This window comes from Streptomyces sp. NBC_01446 (assembly GCF_026340095.1).
GTDB lineage: Bacteria > Actinomycetota > Actinomycetes > Streptomycetales > Streptomycetaceae > Streptomyces > Streptomyces aureus.
This window is the reverse complement of sequence record NZ_JAPEPO010000001.1, coordinates 2,911,841-2,929,471: the sequence shown is the minus strand read 5'-3', so window position 1 is coordinate 2,929,471 and position 17,631 is coordinate 2,911,841. Positions and strand designations below refer to the sequence as shown.

The window sequence follows — 17,631 nt, the reverse complement described above, 5'->3', positions numbered from 1 at the left end:
GCCGCCGGGCCAACGGCGGCTCCCCAGACGGGAGATCGGGGGTGTACTCGTGCGCATCGGACTGCTTACGGAGGGTGGCTATCCGTATGTGAGCGGTGAGGCCAGACTCTGGTGCGACCGGCTCGTGCGCGGGCTCGAGCAGCACGAGTTCGACCTCTACGCGCTCAGCCGCAGTCAGGACCAGGAGGACCGCGGCTGGATCGAACTGCCCCCGCAGGTCAGCCGGGTGCGCACCGCGCCGATGTGGACCGCCGCCGACGACGGCACCGGCTACGGACGCCGCAGCAGGCGACGCTTCGCCGACGCGTACGCGGAACTGGCCGCGGCCGTCTGTACCGGGGCTTCCCCCGACCCCACCGGCCTCGCGGGTGCGCCCGCCCACTCCGCCGGCGCCGAGGCGGACCGTTTCGGCAACGCGCTGTACGCCCTCGCCGAACTCGCCCGCGACGAAGGCGGACTCGTCGGCGCCCTGCGCTCCGAAACCGCCGTGCGCACACTGGAGCGCGCCTGCCGCGCACCGGGCGCCCTGCGCGCGGCCCGCGCCGCCCGCGTCCCCGACCTCCTCGCTGTCGCCGGACAGATCGAACGCGCCCTGCGCCCGCTCTCCCTCGACTGGTACGGCGACGACGGCCTCGGCTCGGTCGACCTGTGCCACGCCACCTCCGGCGGCCCCGCCGCCCTCCCCGGACTCGTCGCCCACCACTTCTCCGGCGTCCCCCTCCTCGTCACCGAGTACGGCGTACAGCTGCGGGCCCACTACATCGCGACCGGCGACGCCGAACTCAGCGCCCCCGTACGGGCGATGCTCGCCGCATTCCACGGCGGCCTCGCCGCCGAGACCTACCGGCAGGCCGCGATCATCACCCCCGGCAACACGCACGCCCGGCGCTGGCAGGAGCGGTGCGGCGCCGACCGCGCGAAACTGCGCACCGTCCACCCCGGCATGGAGGCCTCCCGCTTCGCCGAGATCGGCGAGCGCGAGGAACCGGGGGAGCCAGGCACCCTCGTCTGGGTCGGCCGCATCGAACCCTCCAAGGACCTGATCTCCCTCCTCCACGCCTTCGCGGAGATCCGCAAGGAGGAGCCCAAGGCCCGCCTGCGCCTCGTCGGAGCGCCCGCCGAGGGACCCGACGCCGCCGCCTACCTCGCCCACTGCAAGGCCCTCGCCGCCCAGCTCTTCCCCGACGAGGCGGAGGGCGCCCACGCGATGGGCGACAACCCGGTCTCCTTCGAGGAGATCGGCGGGCCCGAGACGCCCGACCTCGCGGACGCGTACGCCGCCGGGAGCGTCGTCGTCCTGTCGAGCATCGTCGAGGGGTTCCCCATCAGCCTCGTCGAGGCGATGTTCTGCGGACGCGCGACGGTCTCGACCGACGCGGGCGCCGTCGTCGAGGTCATCGGCGGCACCGGCCTGGTGGTCCCGCCGCGCAATCCGCGGGCGCTCGCCGAAGCGTGTGTGTCGCTGCTGCGTGACCCGGGGCGCCGCGAACGGCTCGGCGCCGCCGCGCGGGCACGAGCGCTCGAACTCTTCACCGTCGAGCAGAACATCACGGCATTTCACGGCATTTACCTGGAGATCGTTTCTCACTGCCCCGTGCGCCGTGAACCCGTGGACGACGCGGGCGACCCCCTGCCCTTCGCCAACCCCCCGGAGGCCCATGTGCCGGGCCGCTGGACCGCACCGACGAGCGAGTCGGGCGGAGGCTTCGGCACGTGGCTGGCGGGGCGCTCCGCTTCTGGGGGCCCGCCTAGTTGGGCGGGGACGGAGGGGGAGGCGGCTGCCCCTGGGGGCGGTGCCGTTGGTGCGGGTGGGGGGATCGGCTCGGGCGGTGGCGTTGGTTCGGGCAGTGCCGTTGGTTCGGGCGGTGGCGGGCAGCGGCCGGCCGGCGAGCAAAGCCAGTTGGCCGGGGCCTTTCCGGGTGGGGAGGGGGACGCGTGAGCGGGCAGGGGTTGGACGAGACGGTCGTGGGCGCGAGCCTGGACGCGCCTCAGGTGCCGGGTGGCGCGGATGCGTGGGGTGCGGGGTCGCAGGAGGCGTTGGGGGAGCCGGGATCGGGTGCTGAGCCGGGGCCGGCCCGAGGGTCGGAGCCGCGGTCGGGTGTCGGGCCGGTTATGGAGCTGGGTGCTGGGCCGGTTACGGGGCCGGGTGCTGGGCCGGAGTCGGAGCGGCCTGCGGAGCGGGAGCCGGAGGGTGGGCCGGAGTCGGAGCGGCGTGCGGAGCGGGAGCCGGAGGGTGGGCCGGAGTCGGAGCGGCGTGCGGAGCGGGAGCCGGAGGGTGGGCCGGAGTCGGAGCGGCGTGCGGAGCGGGAGCCGGAGGGTGGGCCGGAGTCGGAGCGGCGTGCGGAGCGGGAGCCGGAGGCTGGGCCGGAGTCGGAGCGACGTGCGGAGCCGGAGTCGGACGCTGAGCCGGGGTTGCCGGCCCGTGGGCTCGACCCCGCCGCGGGCGACGAAGCGCTGTTGAACGAACCCGTGGCCTGGCGTGCCACCGCCGCAGCCGCGTCGACGGGCAGCCCCCTCCCCGACGTGCCACCCCCTCCGTCGGCCTCCCCTCCCGGCAGCCCCGCCAAGGCCGCCAACCCCGGCAGCCGTCGCCGTACCAGCGTGGACCCCGTGAAAGCGCTGATGCACCGGCACCGCGAGCTGTGCGAGCGCGCCGTCGACGCACTGGAGATCGCCGCCGGCCTGGAGGCCCATGGCGTGACCGACCGGACCGCCGCCCGCTTCCGGCACCGCGACGTCTTCTCGCTCGCCGAAGAGATGTACGCGCGCGTTCCCCGCGACAGCGACATCGAACCGGAATCCCGGCACGCCGTATCCGGCACGCCGCGCGGCCGACGCCCCGTCTGGGCCGCCCTCGCGCTGCTGCCCGGCACGCTGGGCGCCCTCACCCTCGTAGGACTCGACTTCACCGGCGGACGACTGCGGCTCGCGGTCGGGGCCGGAGGCGTGCTCGCCGTCTCCGCCGCACTCCGCGCGGCCCTGCGCCGGGGCCCGCTGCGCGCCACCGCCCACACCGGGCCCGCCATCCGCGCCTGGACCTGCTGGCTCCTCGCCTACGCACTCCTCGGCGACGGACTCCTGAGCGCCGCCGTATCGGGCGGTCCCGACGAGGCCTGGGCACCCGCCACCGCCCCCCTCCTCGCCCTCGCCTTCGCCGTCGCGCCCGGCGCCTGGTGCGCCCAGCTCTTCGGCGCCGTGGCCCGCCGCAGGCTCGCCTCCAGCCGGGGCCTCGATGAGTTCGTTGCCTCCGTACGCCCCCTTCTTCTCGCCGTCTTCGCGCTCTTCCTGTGTGCGCTGTGGACCCTCATCGGGGTGGCCGCCGCCGTACTCGGCCAGGACGCCGCATACGCCGGTGCCGGAACGCTCGGCGCACTCCTGCTGCTCGCCCGCCTGCTCACGGCGTACGGCCGCACCCACGCCCCCGCCGTCGTCCTCGGCGCAGCCACCGCGGCCGAGGCGCTCGCGGTCTGCACCGTGTTCGCCGGCCGCCTCCCCGGCTGCGGCTTCCTCGCCGTCCCCGTAGAGACGGCCGTCGACGCCTGGGGGCCCGGCACCGTACCTGGCCTGGCCTGCGGCGCTGCCGCGCTCACCCTCCTCGTCCACGCGGCCCGCACGCTCACCAGGGCCTCCGCCCACGCGCCCACGGACACCACTCCGTGACCGCGTCCGACGCCGTACGACCACACGAAGCGGCCGGCCCGGCCGCTCCCCTCCCGCGGGGCCGACACCGCGGGCCTTCCGAAGACCCACGGCAACTTCCCTAAGGAGAACGCGAGATGACCACCCCTCCCCCCGGAGGCCCCGGCCCATCCAGACGCCCCGGGCGCCCAGGACTTCCCGGAGAGCTCGGAGAGCTCACCCAGGGAGCCGCCCGATGAGGGTGCTGCTGATCGGAGCCAACGGATACCTCGGCCGCTTCGTCGCCGACCGCCTCCTCGCCGACCCCGCCGTGCAGCTCACCGCACTCGGCAGGGGGGACGACGCGGACGTACGGTTCGACCTCGCCACCGGAAGCCCGGGCGCGCTGACCCGCTTCCTCGACGCGGTCCACCCCGGAGTCGTCATCAACTGCGCGGGAGCCACCCGCGGCGGGGCCCGCGACCTCACCCGCCACAACACCGTCGCCGTCGCCACCATCTGCGAGGCACTGCGGCGCAGCGGCTGCGGCGCCCGCCTCGTGCAGATCGGCTGCGGCGCCGAGTACGGGCCCTCGCAGCCCGGCTCCTCCACGGCCGAGGACGCGGTCCCGAGGCCCGGCGGACCGTACGGCGTGAGCAAGCTCGCCGCGACGGAACTCGTCCTCGGCTCCGGCCTCGACGCCGTCGTCCTGCGGGTGTTCTCCCCGGCCGGACCCGGCACCCCCGCCGGCTCGCCCCTCGGCCGTCTCGCCGAGGCCATGCGCCGCGCCATGCAGTCCGGCGACGGCGAACTCAAGCTCGGCGGACTCGGCGCGCAGCGCGACTTCATCGACGTACGCGACGTGGCCCGCGCCGTCCACGCCGCCTCGCTCTCCGCCGCGCAGGGCGTCATCAACATCGGCTCGGGCCGTGCCGTCCGGCTGCGGGACGCGGCGTCCGTACTCGCCCGCGTCGCCGGCTTCGGCGGCGCGCTCCACGAGCTCGACTCACCCGGCGGCCCCGTCCGCCCGACGCTCGGCCACCCCCGCTCCGACCCCGACCACGTGGCACCCGCCGCGCACCCGTACCCGGACGGCTGCGGCAGCTGGCAGCAGGCCGATGTGCGCACCGCACGCGACCGGCTCGGCTGGCGCCCCCGCATCAACCTCGAGGAATCACTCGCCGACATCTGGATGGAAGCGGCATGCCGTATCTGACCCCCACCGCCCCCGGGACCGCGAGCACCGACATACGGCTCGGCTTCGGCATCCCCGGCTACGCACACCCCCTCATGGCGCCCGTCGAATGGGCCGAACTCACCCGCCCCGGCGCCCCCTTGCACTGGGTCGTCCTGAACGTGGCGGACGGACCCGGGGCCCGCCCCGACCCGCACTGCCTCGAAGCCGCGGGCAGGCTGCGCAACCGGGACGTACGGGTCCTCGGCCACCTCGATCTCACCTATGGCGCACGCTCGTTCGGCGAGGTCGTGTCCGACGCCCACCGCTATCTCGACTGGTACCGCGTCGACGGGTTCTCCCTGGGCCGCTGCCCGACCGAGCGGGCGGCCCTCCCCGAAGTCCGCCGCATCGTCACCACGCTGCGCGCCCTGTGCGAGGACGCCCACATCGTCCTCGGGCACGGCACACACCCGTACCCGGGATACGCCGAGGCCGCCGACCAGTTGGTGACCTTCTCCGGGCCGTGGAGCGACTACCGCTGGTCCCAGGTCGCCGAGTGGACCGCCGACTACCCGCCGGAGCGCTTCTGCCATTTCGTGCACGGCGTACCCCGCGGGCACCTCGACGAGGCGCTGCGCATCGCCCGCTGGCAGGGCGCGGGGACGATCTACTTCACCGACCGCACGGACCGCGGTGGCGCCGCCGATCCCTGGGAGGCCATGCCCGGGTACTGGGACGACATCGTCTCGCGGGTCGGAACGGGTGTCTCGGAATGAAGAGGGGCGTGGCAGTGTTGACGCAAGAACCACTGTTCCGAAATGACGATCAACGGAGCCCCCGTGTCGCTGCCACCCCTGGTAGAGCCAGCTGCTGAGCTCACCGTAGACGAGGTCCGCAGGTACTCCCGCCACCTGATCATCCCCGATGTCGGGATGGACGGGCAGAAGCGGCTGAAGAACGCCAAGGTGCTCGCCGTGGGCGCGGGCGGCCTCGGTTCGCCGGCGCTCATGTACCTGGCCGCGGCCGGTGTGGGCACGCTCGGCATCGTCGAGTTCGACGAGGTCGACGAGTCGAACCTCCAGCGCCAGATCATCCACAGCCAGGCCGACATCGGCCGTTCCAAGGCCGAGTCCGCCAAGGACTCCGTGCTCGGCATCAACCCGTACGTGAACGTGATCCTCCACGAAGAGCGGCTCGAGGCCGAGAACGTGATGGACATCTTCAGCCAGTACGACCTGATCGTCGACGGCACGGACAACTTCGCGACCCGCTACCTGGTCAACGACGCGTGCGTGCTGCTCAACAAGCCGTACGTGTGGGGCTCGATCTACCGCTTCGACGGCCAGGCCTCGGTCTTCTGGTCCGAGCACGGCCCGTGCTACCGCTGCCTCTACCCGGAGCCCCCGCCCCCCGGCATGGTTCCCTCCTGCGCCGAGGGCGGCGTCCTGGGCGTGCTGTGCGCGTCCATCGGCTCCATCCAGGTCAACGAGGCCATCAAGCTCCTCGCCGGCATCGGTGAGCCGCTCGTCGGCCGCCTGATGATCTACGACGCCCTGGAGATGCAGTACCGCCAGGTCAAGGTCCGCAAGGACCCCGATTGCGCGGTCTGCGGCCCGAACGCGACCGTCACCGAGCTCATCGACTACGAGGCCTTCTGCGGCGTCGTCTCCGAGGAGGCCCAGGAGGCGGCGGCCGGCTCGACGATCACTCCCAAGCAGCTCAAGGAGTGGATGGACGACGGCGAGAACATCGAGATCATCGACGTCCGCGAGCCGAACGAGTACGAGATCGTCTCGATTCCCGGCGCCCGGCTGATCCCGAAGAACGAGTTCCTCATGGGCACCGCCCTGGAGAGCCTCCCGCAGGACAAGAAGATCGTCTTGCATTGCAAGACGGGTGTCCGCAGTGCGGAGGTCCTCGCCGTCCTGAAGTCCGCGGGCTTCTCGGACGCCGTGCACGTCGGCGGCGGCGTGATCGGCTGGGTCAACCAGATCGAGCCCGAGAAGCCGGTCTACTAGACCGCCCGCCGGCCCGCGCGGCCGACGCCGCCGGTCAGGGGGCAGCTTTTCCGAACGGGTCCCGCACCTCGCGTGCGGGGCCCGTTCGTCATAGAGCGCCGCATAGGGCGCCGCGTCGGCGTTGGCGTCGGCGTCAGGAGCAGACCTTCCCGTCGCGCGGTATTCGGCCCTCCAGGAAGTAGCCGTTCACCGTCGAGTCGACGCAGCTCGACCCGCTGCCGTACGCGCCGTGCCCCTCGCCCTTCCAGGTGAGCTCGATGCCGACACCCTTGCCGAGCTCGTCCGCCATCCGGCGGGCGCCCTCGTACGGGGTCGCCGGGTCGCCCGTGTTCCCCACGACGAGGATCGGGGCGGCGCCCGGCGCGCTCACCTCGGGAGTCGCGTACTGGCCCGGCACCGGCCAGTCGTGGCACCAGCCCGCCGTGTCCCAGGCCATGAACTCCCCGAAGACGGGCGAGATCTCGCGGAACGACGCGAGCCGCTTCTTCGCCTCCGCCGGCGTCGGCCGCTCCTTGTCGTCGAGGCAGGAGATCGCCCGCTGCGAGTGGCTCTGCGAGCTGTAATGCCCGGCGGGACTCCGCTCGTTGTACGCGTCGGCCAGGGCGAGCAGCGCCGTCCCGTCCCCCTTCTCCGCCGTCTCCAGGCCACGCGTCAGTGCGGGCCAACTGCTCTGGCTGTACAGGGTGACGGTGATGCCGATCGTCGCGAGCGACTGGTTGAGTTCGCGGCCGCCCGAGGTCCGCAGCGGCTTCGCGTCGATCCGCTTCAGCAGGGCGGCGATCTTCCGGGATCCCTGATCCGGGTCCTGGCCGGTGGACTTGAGGTAGTTGTCGAGGGCCCGCTGGAAGCCTCTCGTCTGGTTCTCGGCATGGCCCACGGTGTCCGCGGCCGGGTCGACCACGGCGTCCAGAACGAGCCGTCCCACCTTGCCGGGGAACAAGTGCGCGTACACACCGCCCAGTTGGGTCCCGTACGAGACGCCCATGTAGTGCAGCTTGTCGTCGCCGAGCGCCTGGCGTGCCAGGTCCATGTCGCGGGCCGTGTCGTCCGTCGAGACGTGCCCGAGCAGCTTGCCGGCCTGCCGGGCGCAGCCCGCGCCGAGGTCTGCGGCGTCCTTGAAGTACGCCCGCTCCTCGGCGGGGGTGTCCGGCGTGAGGTCGACGGACTCGGCGGCCTGGATCGCCTTGTCGTCGCGGCAGCGCACTCCCTCGCTCGCGCCGACGCCGCGCGGGTCGAAGCTCACCAGGTCGTAGCGCTCGCGCAGCTTCGCGTAGTCCGGTGCGAAGGCGGGCAGCATCGAGACCCCGGAGCCGCCCGGCCCCCCGAAGTTGAACAAGAGCGAGCCGGAACGTCCGCTCCCGCTCGTGGACTTGGCGCGGATGAGGGCGACGCCGATGGTCTCCCCGTCCGGCTTCGCGTAGTCGAGCGGCGCCTTCAGCGTCGCGCACTGCCAGTCGGAGCCGGGCGCGGGGCCGTCGTCGGTGGCCTTGCAGCGGCCCCAGTCGAGTCGCTGAGACGTGAGTGCGGCGGGCAGTGCGGGCAGTGTGCCGGCGCGGCCGGCCTTGTCCGAGCCCGGTGGTGACGACGGCGACGAGTGCGGTGGCTGCGTGTGCCCCTTCCCCTCGCCGTGCCCGGCCTTGTCTCCCGACCCGCCGCAGCCCGCGGCGGCACCGGCCACCAGCAGCCCCGCGGCCAGCAGAGCGAACGAACGAACATGACGCGACACAGGCACCCCCCGGCGATCCCCCTCGCCTGCCTCCGATCCGAAGACAGTCAGACCATCCTAGGCAGCGCCACTGACAATCATCTGCGGCAGCGCGTCATCGACAACCGGGCGCGCGAGCCGAACACGCTTACCCCCGCCGCTACTTGCAGACCGAGCCCGCCTTCGGCACCGTCCCGTTCAGCAGATAGCCGTCCACGGCGCCTCGCACACACTTGTTCCCGCTGTCGTACGAGCCGTGCCCCTGGCCCTCGTACGTGAGTTCCACCCCGACACCCTTGCCGAGCGCGTCGACCATCTTCCTCGCACCTTCGTACGGGGTGGCCGGGTCACCCGTATTGCCCACGACGAGGATCGGCGCCGAGCCGGGCGCGCTGACGTCGGGGTGGTCCGCGGCGCCGGGGACCGCCCAGTCCGTGCAGCTGAGCATGCCCCACGCGAGGTAGTCGCCGAACAGGGGAGAGGCGGCGCGGAACTCGGGGAGCTTCGACTTCACGTATGCCGGCGTGTAGCGGGGCTTGTCGTCGGCGCAGTTGACGGAGACGTTGGCCGCCTGGATGTTGCTGTACTTGCCGTCCTCGCTACGGCCGTTCATGGAGTCCGAGAGGAGCATGAGGATCTGGCCGTTGCCCTCGTAGGCCTGGACGAGACCCTCGGTGAGGTACTCCCAGAAGTCCTTGGAGTACAGCGACTGCGCGATGCCGTTCGTCGCGGCGGTCTGCGTCAGGTCGCGCGGGAAGACCCCGGGGATCGGCTTGGAGTCCAAGTCCTTGAGCAGCTTCGCGATCTTGGCCTTGACCTGCTCGGGGGTGTCGCCGACCGGACAGTCCTCGACCTTGGAGGTGCAGTCCTTCGCGTAGTTGTCGAGGGCGAGCTGGAAGCCCTTGGCCTGGCTGAGCGAGCCCTCCTCGGAGTTCTGGGTGGGGTCGACGACGCCGTCGAAGATGGCGCGGCCCACGTTCCTGGGGAACAAGTGGGCGTACACGCCGCCCAGTTCGGTGCCGTACGAGATCCCGAAGTAGTGCATCTTGTCGTCGCCGAGCACCTGACGCATCAGGTCCATGTCGCGCGCCGCGTCCGTCGTCGCGACGTGCGGGATGACCTGCCCGGAGTTCGTCTCGCAGGCGTCGTTGAACTGGGTGATGTTGCCTACGAGCTCCTTCGTCTCGGCGGCGTCGTCGGGCATGGCGTCCTGCTGGAAGTACTTGTCGAGTTGCTTGTCGTTCTCGCACTTCACGCCGTCGCTGCGGCCGACGCCGCGCGGGTCGAAGCTCACCAGGTCGTAGCGGGTGCGCAGGTTCGCGTACTCGTTGCCGAACGCGGGCAGCGTGGTGACTCCGGAACCGCCGGGTCCGCCGAAGTTGAAGATGAGCGATCCGATGCGCTTGTCCTCGGCGCCGGAGGACTTGGCGCGGATGAGCGCGATGCCGATCGTGTCGCCCTTGGGCTTGCCCCAGTCGAGGGGCGCCTTCATGGTGGCGCACTGCCAGGTGGCGCCGCCGGGCAGCGGCGACGGCGCGGGGCCGCCGCCCTCCGACTCCGAGGGCGCGGGGCAGTCCTTCCAGCTGAGGGTCTGGGCCGTCAGGTCCGGGTCCTCGGAGTCGCTGCTGCACGCCGCGAGGGCGGAGGTCATGAGGAGGGCGGCGGCGACCAGGGCAGCGGCACGCGGCCGGGACGGATTGGGCATGAACCCATCCTGCGGCGACAGCTCACGGGGCGCTCGGGGCGGGGGCCGTGCGGGTGAGCGATGCGGCTACGGGGGAGGGCTCTCCGAAGAGGCGCCGCGATGCTGTCCACGAGCTCACCCGGACACGCGTCCTTGCAGGGAGCGCTCCGGGAAACGCGTCCCTAAAGGGTGCCCTTCCCTAAACACGCCGCTACAGGGAGCGCTCCAGGAAATGCGCTCCTACAGGGAGCCCTTCCGGGAGAGGTGGTTGAAGAAGAGCCAGCCCGGCAGCACCGGTACCCACAGCGTCAGGAGCCGGTAGAGCAGCACGGCCGGGGCCGCGACCTCCTTGGGCAGCCCGACCGCGATGAGGCCGACCGTCAGGGTTGCCTCGACCGCGCCCACACCGCCCGGCGTCGGCGCGGCGGAACCGAGCGCGTTGCCCGCGAGGAACACGACCGCGACGCTGGCCAGGCTGAGCGTCGTCGACTCGTCCCCGAAGGCGCGGATCGACGCGTCCAGGCACATCACGAAGCAGGCCGTCAGGAGGAGCATGCCGCCGATGCCGGTGATCAGCTTCTGCGGCCGCTGGAGTACGTCCAGCATGCGCGGTACGACGCCGGCGAACAGGGACCGTACGCGCGTGACGACGAACTTCCGCAGGAACGGGATCGACGTGACCACGAGTACGAGGACCGCGACGGTCAGCAGGCCCGCGATGACCGTCCGGGACGGCGACAGGGACGGGGTCTTCTCCGTGCCGGTCAGATAGCCGAAGGTCAGCAGCATCATGATGTGCGCGCCCAGGCCGAAGAGCTGGGAGGCGCCGACACTGGCCACCGCGAGCCCGGGGCGCACGCCCGCGCGTTGCAGGAAGCGGGTGTTGAGCGCCACACCGCCGACGGCGGCCGGTGCCACGATCTTCACGAACGAGCCCGCGACCTGGGCGGCGACCGTCCGCAGGAACGGCACCCGCTCCGGCACGAAGCCGAGCAGGCTCATCGCGGCGGCGAAGTAGCTCAGCGCCGAGAACAGGACGGCGGCGGCGACCCAGCCCCACTGGGCCTGGTCGAAGAGCGTGCCGAACTCGATGTGGGTGAGCTGCGACAGCAGGAAGTACGCGCCGATGGCGCCCGCGATGAAGCTCACGAGAGTGCGCGGTTTGATGCGCTCCAGGCGGGCCGGCTCGACGGGCGCCTGAGGCCGGATGCGGAGCACCTGGTGGCGGATCTGGGTGAGGAGATCCTCCTCGCGCGCTTCGTCCAGGGCCTCGTCGATGGCCTTCTTCTCGGCCTGCCGCTCGGCTTTCTCGGTCTGCCGTTCGACCTTCGCGGAGGTCTTGGCCGACGGGGGCGTGATCCGCTCGGCGACCGTCTTCGTAGAGGGCGTTTTCTCGGTGGCCCTCTCCGTAGGCGTCGATTCCTCGGCGGGAGAGGGCTCGGCGAGGGAGGCCTCGTCCAGGCGGGCCTGCTTCGCCCTGCGCGACGCCTCGAGCACGGCCTCGCGCTCGCGTTCGGAACGCTCCCTGCCGAGCTTGCGCAGTGTCGAGCGCGTCGTACGGCTCAGGGCGATGGGCTGGAGCAGCGGCAGACAGTCGGCGATCGCATCGGGGCCGAGCACTCCCACGGCGGACGCCACCGCACGCTCGGCGCCCACACGAAGGCCCAGCGTGGCCAGGAGCTGCGCGATGTCCATGCGCAGGATCAGATCGCCGGACGCGATCTCGCCGCCGCGCAGATCCGTCAGGATCACCGTGCCGGAACGATCCACCAAAATCGCGTCGCCGGTGAGCCGCCGATGGGCGATACGCCGCGACTGGAGCGCCTGCACCTGGTGCCAGGTGTCGCGCAGCAGCTCGTCGGTGATCTCCTCGTCCGGCACGGAGTCCAGCGAACGGCCGCCCGTGTGCTCGTACACGAGCATCACCGCGTCGGGGCCGAGCTCGGACGTCGCGATCAGCTTCGGTGCGTTGGCCCCGGCCGCGATCGCCGCGTACGCGAGGAGCGCCTCCTGCTCCAGCGCCTGGCGCAGCGACTGGAGGCTGCGGCCCGTGGTGATACCGCGCAGCGTCAGTCGGCGCCACACGCGGTAGAAGAAGCCCTGTGCCTGCTGTTCTCGGTCGACGATGGTGACGTCGAGAGGGGGGCCGTCCTCCAGGGTGACGAAGTAGCGCCGCCCCCTGTCCCCGTTCTCCGTAGCGCCCTCGTGGGCCTCTTCGCGGGCCGCGCTCACCGGGTGGAAGCCGACGTGCCGCAGGCCCGCGAGGAGCGTCTGGCCGGTGGGCCGTACGTTCGGTGAACCGACCGCGTAGAGCGTGCCGTAGGCGACAGTCCAGCCGATGAGGACCGTCAGGATGATCGAGAACGGTGTCGTGTAGCCGGTGACCAGCATCGCGAACGCGTCGAGCAGCAGCACCACCCACAGCACCACACGCCAGCGTGGTCTGCGGGACATCCCCACGGCTGTCATATAGGCGATGACGGGCGCCAGATAGCCGTGCACCGGATCGGTCAGCGCGTGGATGTCGCCCGGCGACGGACGGGTGAGCGCGTCCTGGATCGACTGTGGGGCGCCCTGGGCGACCCACAGGTCCGTCGCGAGCGTCACCCCGTGTGCGAGGACGGCCGCGAGAACACCGTCGGCGATCCGCAGCCCGTCGCGTTTGATCAGCCGCTCGATCGCGAAGGCGACCGGGACGAGGAGGATCGCGATGCTCGACGCGAGCCCCGCGAATTTGATCATGAGGTCGGGAGCGGCGCCCGTGCCCTTGCTGATGTCCTGCTGAAGACCCGAGGTCGTGCCGTGGGCGAAGGCGGCGATCGACAGGAGCACGGCGATCGCGAGAACGCCCACCAGCAGACGCATCAGGTCGGAGGGGCGGTGCACGCGCGCGGGGAGGAGCGGTTCGTCGCCGTCCACCCGCTCGGAGTGTGCGTCGGCATCGATGCACTCCGGGTCGACGAGAGGGACCTCGGTCCGCTCGGGCCCGGCCTCCGCGCCCTTCTCGGGCGCGGCCTCAGCGGCCTCAGCGGCCTCCTCGGACGTGTCCGCCGGGGGCGCCCCGGCCGGCCGGCCCAGGCGTTCGGTCACGGGGGAGTGGTCGGCCTCGTCGCTGTCCGGGCGCGCCGAAGCCCCAGAGGTGCCCTCCGCCTTATCGGGATGCACGCCCTGCTGCTCCGTCGTTTCTTCTTGATCTCGTATCACCGGTCACCGCCCGCACGATGGTGGCACGTCCCACTGACACAGGGGGGCATCAGGGTGCGATGCGGGGGAGCAAAGTATCCCGCAACCGCGGATTCGTGCGTCTTCATACGCCTCTCCACGCCCCGTGACCGGGTCGTCACAGTGTCGGCGGGGTGCGGCAGGATGGGCCGGATGAGCGAGGAGAGCGGTGCGGCGGGAGAGCTGCCGGAGTACGCGGAGCGGGTGCTCGAGGTCGCGGAGCTGATCCCGCCCGGGCGCGTCATGACCTACGGGGACGTCGCCGAATGGCTCGGTGAGGGCGGCCCACGCCAGGTCGGCCGTGTGATGGCCCTCTACGGGGGAGCCGTTCCGTGGTGGCGCGTCGTGCGCTCGGACGGCGTGTTGCTGCCCGGCCACGAACTGGACGCCATGGCGCACTACCGCGCGGAGAGCACCCCCCTGCGCGAAGCCTCCCGCGCGTCCGAGGGGCACATCCCGCGCCTCGACATGAGGCACGCGCGATGGGACGGCGAGGAACGCGTGGAATCTCACACCTGACAGCTCCCGCCATCGCGTTCCCGCACGAGCGGCCTGTGGCCCGTACGGGGGAAACGGGGCGAGAGGGGCACTTCGCCGCCATCGCGTACGTTCGTGAATCGCGGCACACCCGTGCCGCACGGGACCCGGGGGACCCGACGGAAGCCCGGCTTCCGCCACACTCGACGGCGTAGCGTCGACGGCGCGCACCGCCCTCACCCCGCAGCCACCGCCCCGCTCGGACGGCCGGCCGTCTCCCCGTCCCCCCAGCACACCCACCAGGACCAGCGATCCACGTGAGCTCCTCTTCCTCCACCCGGAACCTGTCGCACCGCCAGGTACGACAGGGGACCCCCGGCGCGTACCGACTGGTGCGTACCCCGCCGGCCCCGGTGGACCCCCCTCGTCTGGACGCACGGCAGCGCGCGGTGGTTGACCACGTGCACGGCCCGCTGCTCGTCCTCGCGGGACCGGGCACGGGCAAGACGACCACGCTCGTCGAGTCCGTCGCCGCACGCATAGCCAAAGGCACCGACCCCGAGCGCATTCTGGTCCTCACCTTCAGCCGCAAGGCAGCCGTCGAACTGCGCGACCGCATGGCCCTGCGCATCGGCGCCGCCCACGCACCACAGGCCACCACGTTCCACTCGTTCTGCTACGCCCTCGTCCGTGCCCACCAGGACGCCGGCCTGTTCGCGGAACCCCTGCGCCTGCTGTCCGGACCCGAACAGGACGTCGCCGTACGCGAGCTGCTCGCCGGCCAGATCGACCTGGAGCAGGCCGGCCTCGCCCACGTCCGCTGGCCCGACGAACTGCGGGCCTGCCTGACCACCCGAGGCTTCGCCGACGAGGTACGCGCCGTCCTCGCCCGCAGCCGCGAACTGGGCCTCGGACCGGCCGCACTCGACGCCTTCGCCCGCCGCATCGGCCGCCCCGACTGGAAGGCCGCCGCCACCTTCCTCGCCGAATACCTCGACGTCCTCGACCTGCACGGCGTCCTCGACTACGCCGAACTCGTCCACCGCGCGGTCCTCCTCGCCCACCGCACCCCCGTCGCCGACGAACTCGCCACGCGCTACGACGCCGTGTTCGTCGACGAATACCAGGACACCGACCCGGCCCAGGTGCGGCTGCTGCACGCCCTCGCCGGCGACGGCCGCACCCTGCTCGCCTTCGGAGACCCCGACCAGTCGATCTACACGTTCCGCGGCGCCGACGTGAACGGCATCCTCGAATTCCCCGACCAGTTCCCCCGCGCCGACAAAAGCCCCGCCCCCGTAGAGGTCCTCACGACGTCCCGCCGCTCCGGAGCACACCTCCTCGACGCCACCCGCCGCATCACCCGGCGCATGCCCCTGACCCGGCTGCCCGCCGACAAGGTCCGCGCCCACCGCGAGCTGACCCCCGCGCGGGACGGCGGCCGCGTCGAGGCCTACACGTACCCGACCTCCGGCACCGAACTCGACAACATCGCGGACATCCTGCGCCGCGGCCACCTCGAGGACGGCATCCCCTGGAACGACATGGCCGTCCTGGTCCGCGCCGGCACCCGCTCTATCCCCGCGATCCGCCGCACCCTCACCGCGGCGGGCGTCCCCCTCGACATCGACGGCGACGACCTGCCCCTGCGCCACGAACCGGCCGTCACACCCCTGCTGACCGCGCTCAGGGCCGTCGCCCTCAGCGTCGCGCAGGACACCCCTGAACCCGACGACGAGGACCGGGAACCGCCCGTCTGGCTCGACACCGAGACCGCCCTCACCCTCCTCGCCTCACCCCTCGCCGGCATGGACGCCGCCGACCTGCGCCGCCTCGGCCGCGCCCTGCGCGAGGAGGAACGCGCCGCCGGCAACCACCTGCCGCCGCCCTCCGACGAACTCCTCGCACGCGCCCTGGCACAGCCCGAACGCCTCACCGCCCACGACCCCGCCCACGCCCGCGGCGCCCAGCGCCTCGGCGCACTGCTGCGCGCGGCCCGCGAAACCCTCACCTCCGGAGGCACCGCAGAGGAAGCCCTCTGGCAGCTGTGGAACGGCACGTCCTGGCCCCAGCGCCTGGAACGCGCCGCCCGCCGCGGCGGCGCCGCAGGACGCAACGCGGACCGCGACCTCGACGCCATATGCGCCCTCTTCGCGACCGCCTCCCGCGCCGAGGAACGCACCGGAGGCCGCGGCGCCCTCAACTTCCTCGAAGAGGTCGAAGCCCAGGACATCGCCGCCGACACCCTCGCCGGACGCGCCGTACGCCCCGACGCCGTACGCCTCATGACCGCCCACCGCTCCAAGGGCCTCGAATGGCGCCTCGTCGTCGTCGCCGGCGTACAGGAAGGGCTGTGGCCCGACCTGCGCCGCCGCGGCTCCCTCCTCGAAGCCGACCGCATCGGACGCGACGGCCTCGCCGAACCCCTCACCCCCGGAGCGCTCCTCTCCGAAGAGCGCCGCCTGTTCTACGTGGCCACCACGCGCGCGCGTGAACGCCTCGTCGTCACCGCGGTCAAGGCACCCGCCGACGACGGCGACCAGCCGTCCCGCTTCCTCACCGAACTCGGCGTCGACCCCCAGGACGTCACCGGCCGCCCGCGCCGCCCCCTGTCCGTCGCCGCGCTCGTCGCCGAACTGCGCGCCACGACCGTCGACCCCCGCGCCTCCGACACGCTGCGCGACGCCGCCGCCCGCCGCCTCGCCCGCCTCGCCGCCCTCACCGACGACGACGGACGCCCCCTCGTGCCGTCCGCGCACCCCTACCGCTGGTGGGGCATGGACGACCCCACCGAGAGCAAGATCCCCCTGCGCGACCGCGACCAGCCCGTCGTGCTCTCCGGAAGCGCCCTCGACCAGCTCGCCAACACCTGCTCCCTGCAGTGGTTCCTCGGCCGCGAGGTCAAGGCCGACGCCCCCGCCACCGCCGCCCAGGGCTTCGGAAACGTCGTCCACGTCCTCGCCGACGAGGTCGCCTCCGGACGCACCCCGGCCGACCTCGCCGTCCTCATGGAACGCCTCGACTCGGTCTGGGACGCCCTCGCCTTCGACGCCCCCTGGAAGTCGGCCCAGGAGAAGGAGCACGCGCGCGTGGCGCTCGAACGCTTCCTCCGCTGGCACGTCGACTCCAGCCGCGTGCGCACCCCCGTAGCGAGCGAACACGCCTTCGACGTCACCCTCGAAGCGGGCTCCTACGAAGTACGCATCCGTGGCTCCATGGACCGCGTCGAACGCGACACCGAAGGCCGCGCCTACGTAGTCGACTTCAAGACCGGCAAGCAGGCCCCCTCCGCCGCCGACGTCGCCCGCCACCCCCAGCTCGCCGTGTACCAGCTCGCCGTCCGCGAGGGCGCCGTCGACGAACCCTTCGACGGCGATCGCCCCGAACCCGGCGGCGCCGAACTCGTCCAGCTGCGCCAGGGCGCCGCCAAGAAGGACGGCGGCGACACCCTCCCCAAGGTGCAGGCGCAACAGCCCCTCGGTGAACACGGGGAAGGCGAGGGGGACGGAGCGTGGGTCGGCGACCTCCTCGCCACCGCCGCCGGCAAGGTCCTCGACGAACGCTTCACCCCCACCACCGGACAGCACTGCACCCACTGCGCGTTCCGCGCCTCGTGCAGCGCCCGCCCCGAGGGCAAGCACGTCGTCGAGTGACGCGCGCCTCCACCGCGCCGGGTGCCCGGCGACGTGCGCATCGACCGCTGCGGACGCCGCGTGACGCGCGCCTCCAC

Annotated in this window: 10 protein-coding genes; 7 read left to right on the top strand and 3 right to left on the bottom strand. The window is 72.5% G+C overall.

Annotated elements, in window-relative coordinates; translation table 11 throughout:
* The first annotated feature begins 49 nt into the window (after positions 1-49).
* From OG456_RS12940 to moeZ, 5 genes are all read left to right on the top strand, one after another.
* On the top strand, positions 50-1,939 hold the full coding sequence (locus tag OG456_RS12940) for a DUF3492 domain-containing protein (RefSeq protein WP_266560378.1): 1,890 nt from the start codon (positions 50-52) through the stop codon (positions 1,937-1,939).
* A gap of 518 nt (positions 1,940-2,457) precedes the next feature.
* Positions 2,458-3,660, top strand: coding sequence for a hypothetical protein (locus OG456_RS12935; RefSeq protein WP_323136321.1), 1,203 nt, complete (start codon positions 2,458-2,460; stop codon positions 3,658-3,660).
* A gap of 214 nt (positions 3,661-3,874) precedes the next feature.
* On the top strand, positions 3,875-4,834 hold the full coding sequence (locus OG456_RS12930; protein WP_266560376.1) for an NAD(P)-dependent oxidoreductase: 960 nt from the start codon (positions 3,875-3,877) through the stop codon (positions 4,832-4,834).
* A complete protein-coding gene (locus OG456_RS12925; RefSeq protein WP_266560374.1) occupies positions 4,822-5,571 on the top strand; it encodes a spherulation-specific family 4 protein in 750 nt (249 codons plus the stop codon). Before OG456_RS12930 ends, OG456_RS12925 begins: the two co-directional genes overlap by 13 nt.
* A 63-nt stretch (positions 5,572-5,634) precedes the next feature.
* Entirely contained in the window at positions 5,635-6,813 is a 1,179-nt protein-coding gene (gene moeZ / locus OG456_RS12920) for an adenylyltransferase/sulfurtransferase MoeZ (RefSeq protein WP_266569190.1), read from the top strand.
* A gap of 133 nt (positions 6,814-6,946) precedes the next feature.
* Here the strand turns inward: moeZ and OG456_RS12915 are convergent, their stop codons facing one another.
* The 3 genes from OG456_RS12915 to OG456_RS12905 form a co-directional block, all read right to left on the bottom strand.
* Positions 6,947-8,539: an alpha/beta hydrolase gene (locus tag OG456_RS12915; protein ID WP_266560372.1), complete on the bottom strand. Its 1,593-nt coding sequence runs from the start codon at positions 8,537-8,539 to the stop codon at positions 6,947-6,949.
* 139 nt (positions 8,540-8,678) lie between these two features.
* The gene (locus tag OG456_RS12910; RefSeq protein WP_266560370.1) at positions 8,679-10,223 is read right to left on the bottom strand and encodes an alpha/beta hydrolase; all 1,545 of its coding nucleotides are present in this window, start codon (positions 10,221-10,223) and stop codon (positions 8,679-8,681) included.
* A 219-nt stretch (positions 10,224-10,442) separates the two neighbouring features.
* Complete coding sequence (locus OG456_RS12905; RefSeq protein ID WP_266560368.1) at positions 10,443-13,367, bottom strand: lysylphosphatidylglycerol synthase domain-containing protein; 2,925 nt, start codon at positions 13,365-13,367, stop codon at positions 10,443-10,445.
* A 201-nt stretch (positions 13,368-13,568) separates the two neighbouring features.
* On the opposite strand from OG456_RS12905, the gene OG456_RS50485 reads away from it, so the two are divergent.
* A complete protein-coding gene (locus OG456_RS50485) occupies positions 13,569-13,943 on the top strand; it encodes an MGMT family protein (RefSeq protein WP_323136320.1) in 375 nt (124 codons plus the stop codon).
* Positions 13,944-14,218: 275 nt separating this feature from the next.
* Complete coding sequence (locus OG456_RS12895) at positions 14,219-17,554, top strand: ATP-dependent DNA helicase (RefSeq protein ID WP_266560364.1); 3,336 nt, start codon at positions 14,219-14,221, stop codon at positions 17,552-17,554.
* Positions 17,555-17,631 lie beyond the last annotated feature (77 nt).

Excerpts from the sequence above, each read along its gene's own strand:
- OG456_RS50485 (WP_323136320.1), top strand. The coding sequence starts at position 13,569 with ATGGGCCGGATGAGCGAGGAGAGCGGTGCGGCGGGAGAGCTGCCGGAG.
- OG456_RS12930 (WP_266560376.1), top strand. The coding sequence starts at position 3,875 with ATGAGGGTGCTGCTGATCGGAGCCAACGGATACCTCGGCCGCTTCGTC.
- OG456_RS12925 (WP_266560374.1), top strand. The coding sequence starts at position 4,822 with ATGCCGTATCTGACCCCCACCGCCCCCGGGACCGCGAGCACCGACATA.
- OG456_RS12910 (WP_266560370.1), bottom strand. The coding sequence starts at position 10,223 with ATGCCCAATCCGTCCCGGCCGCGTGCCGCTGCCCTGGTCGCCGCCGCC.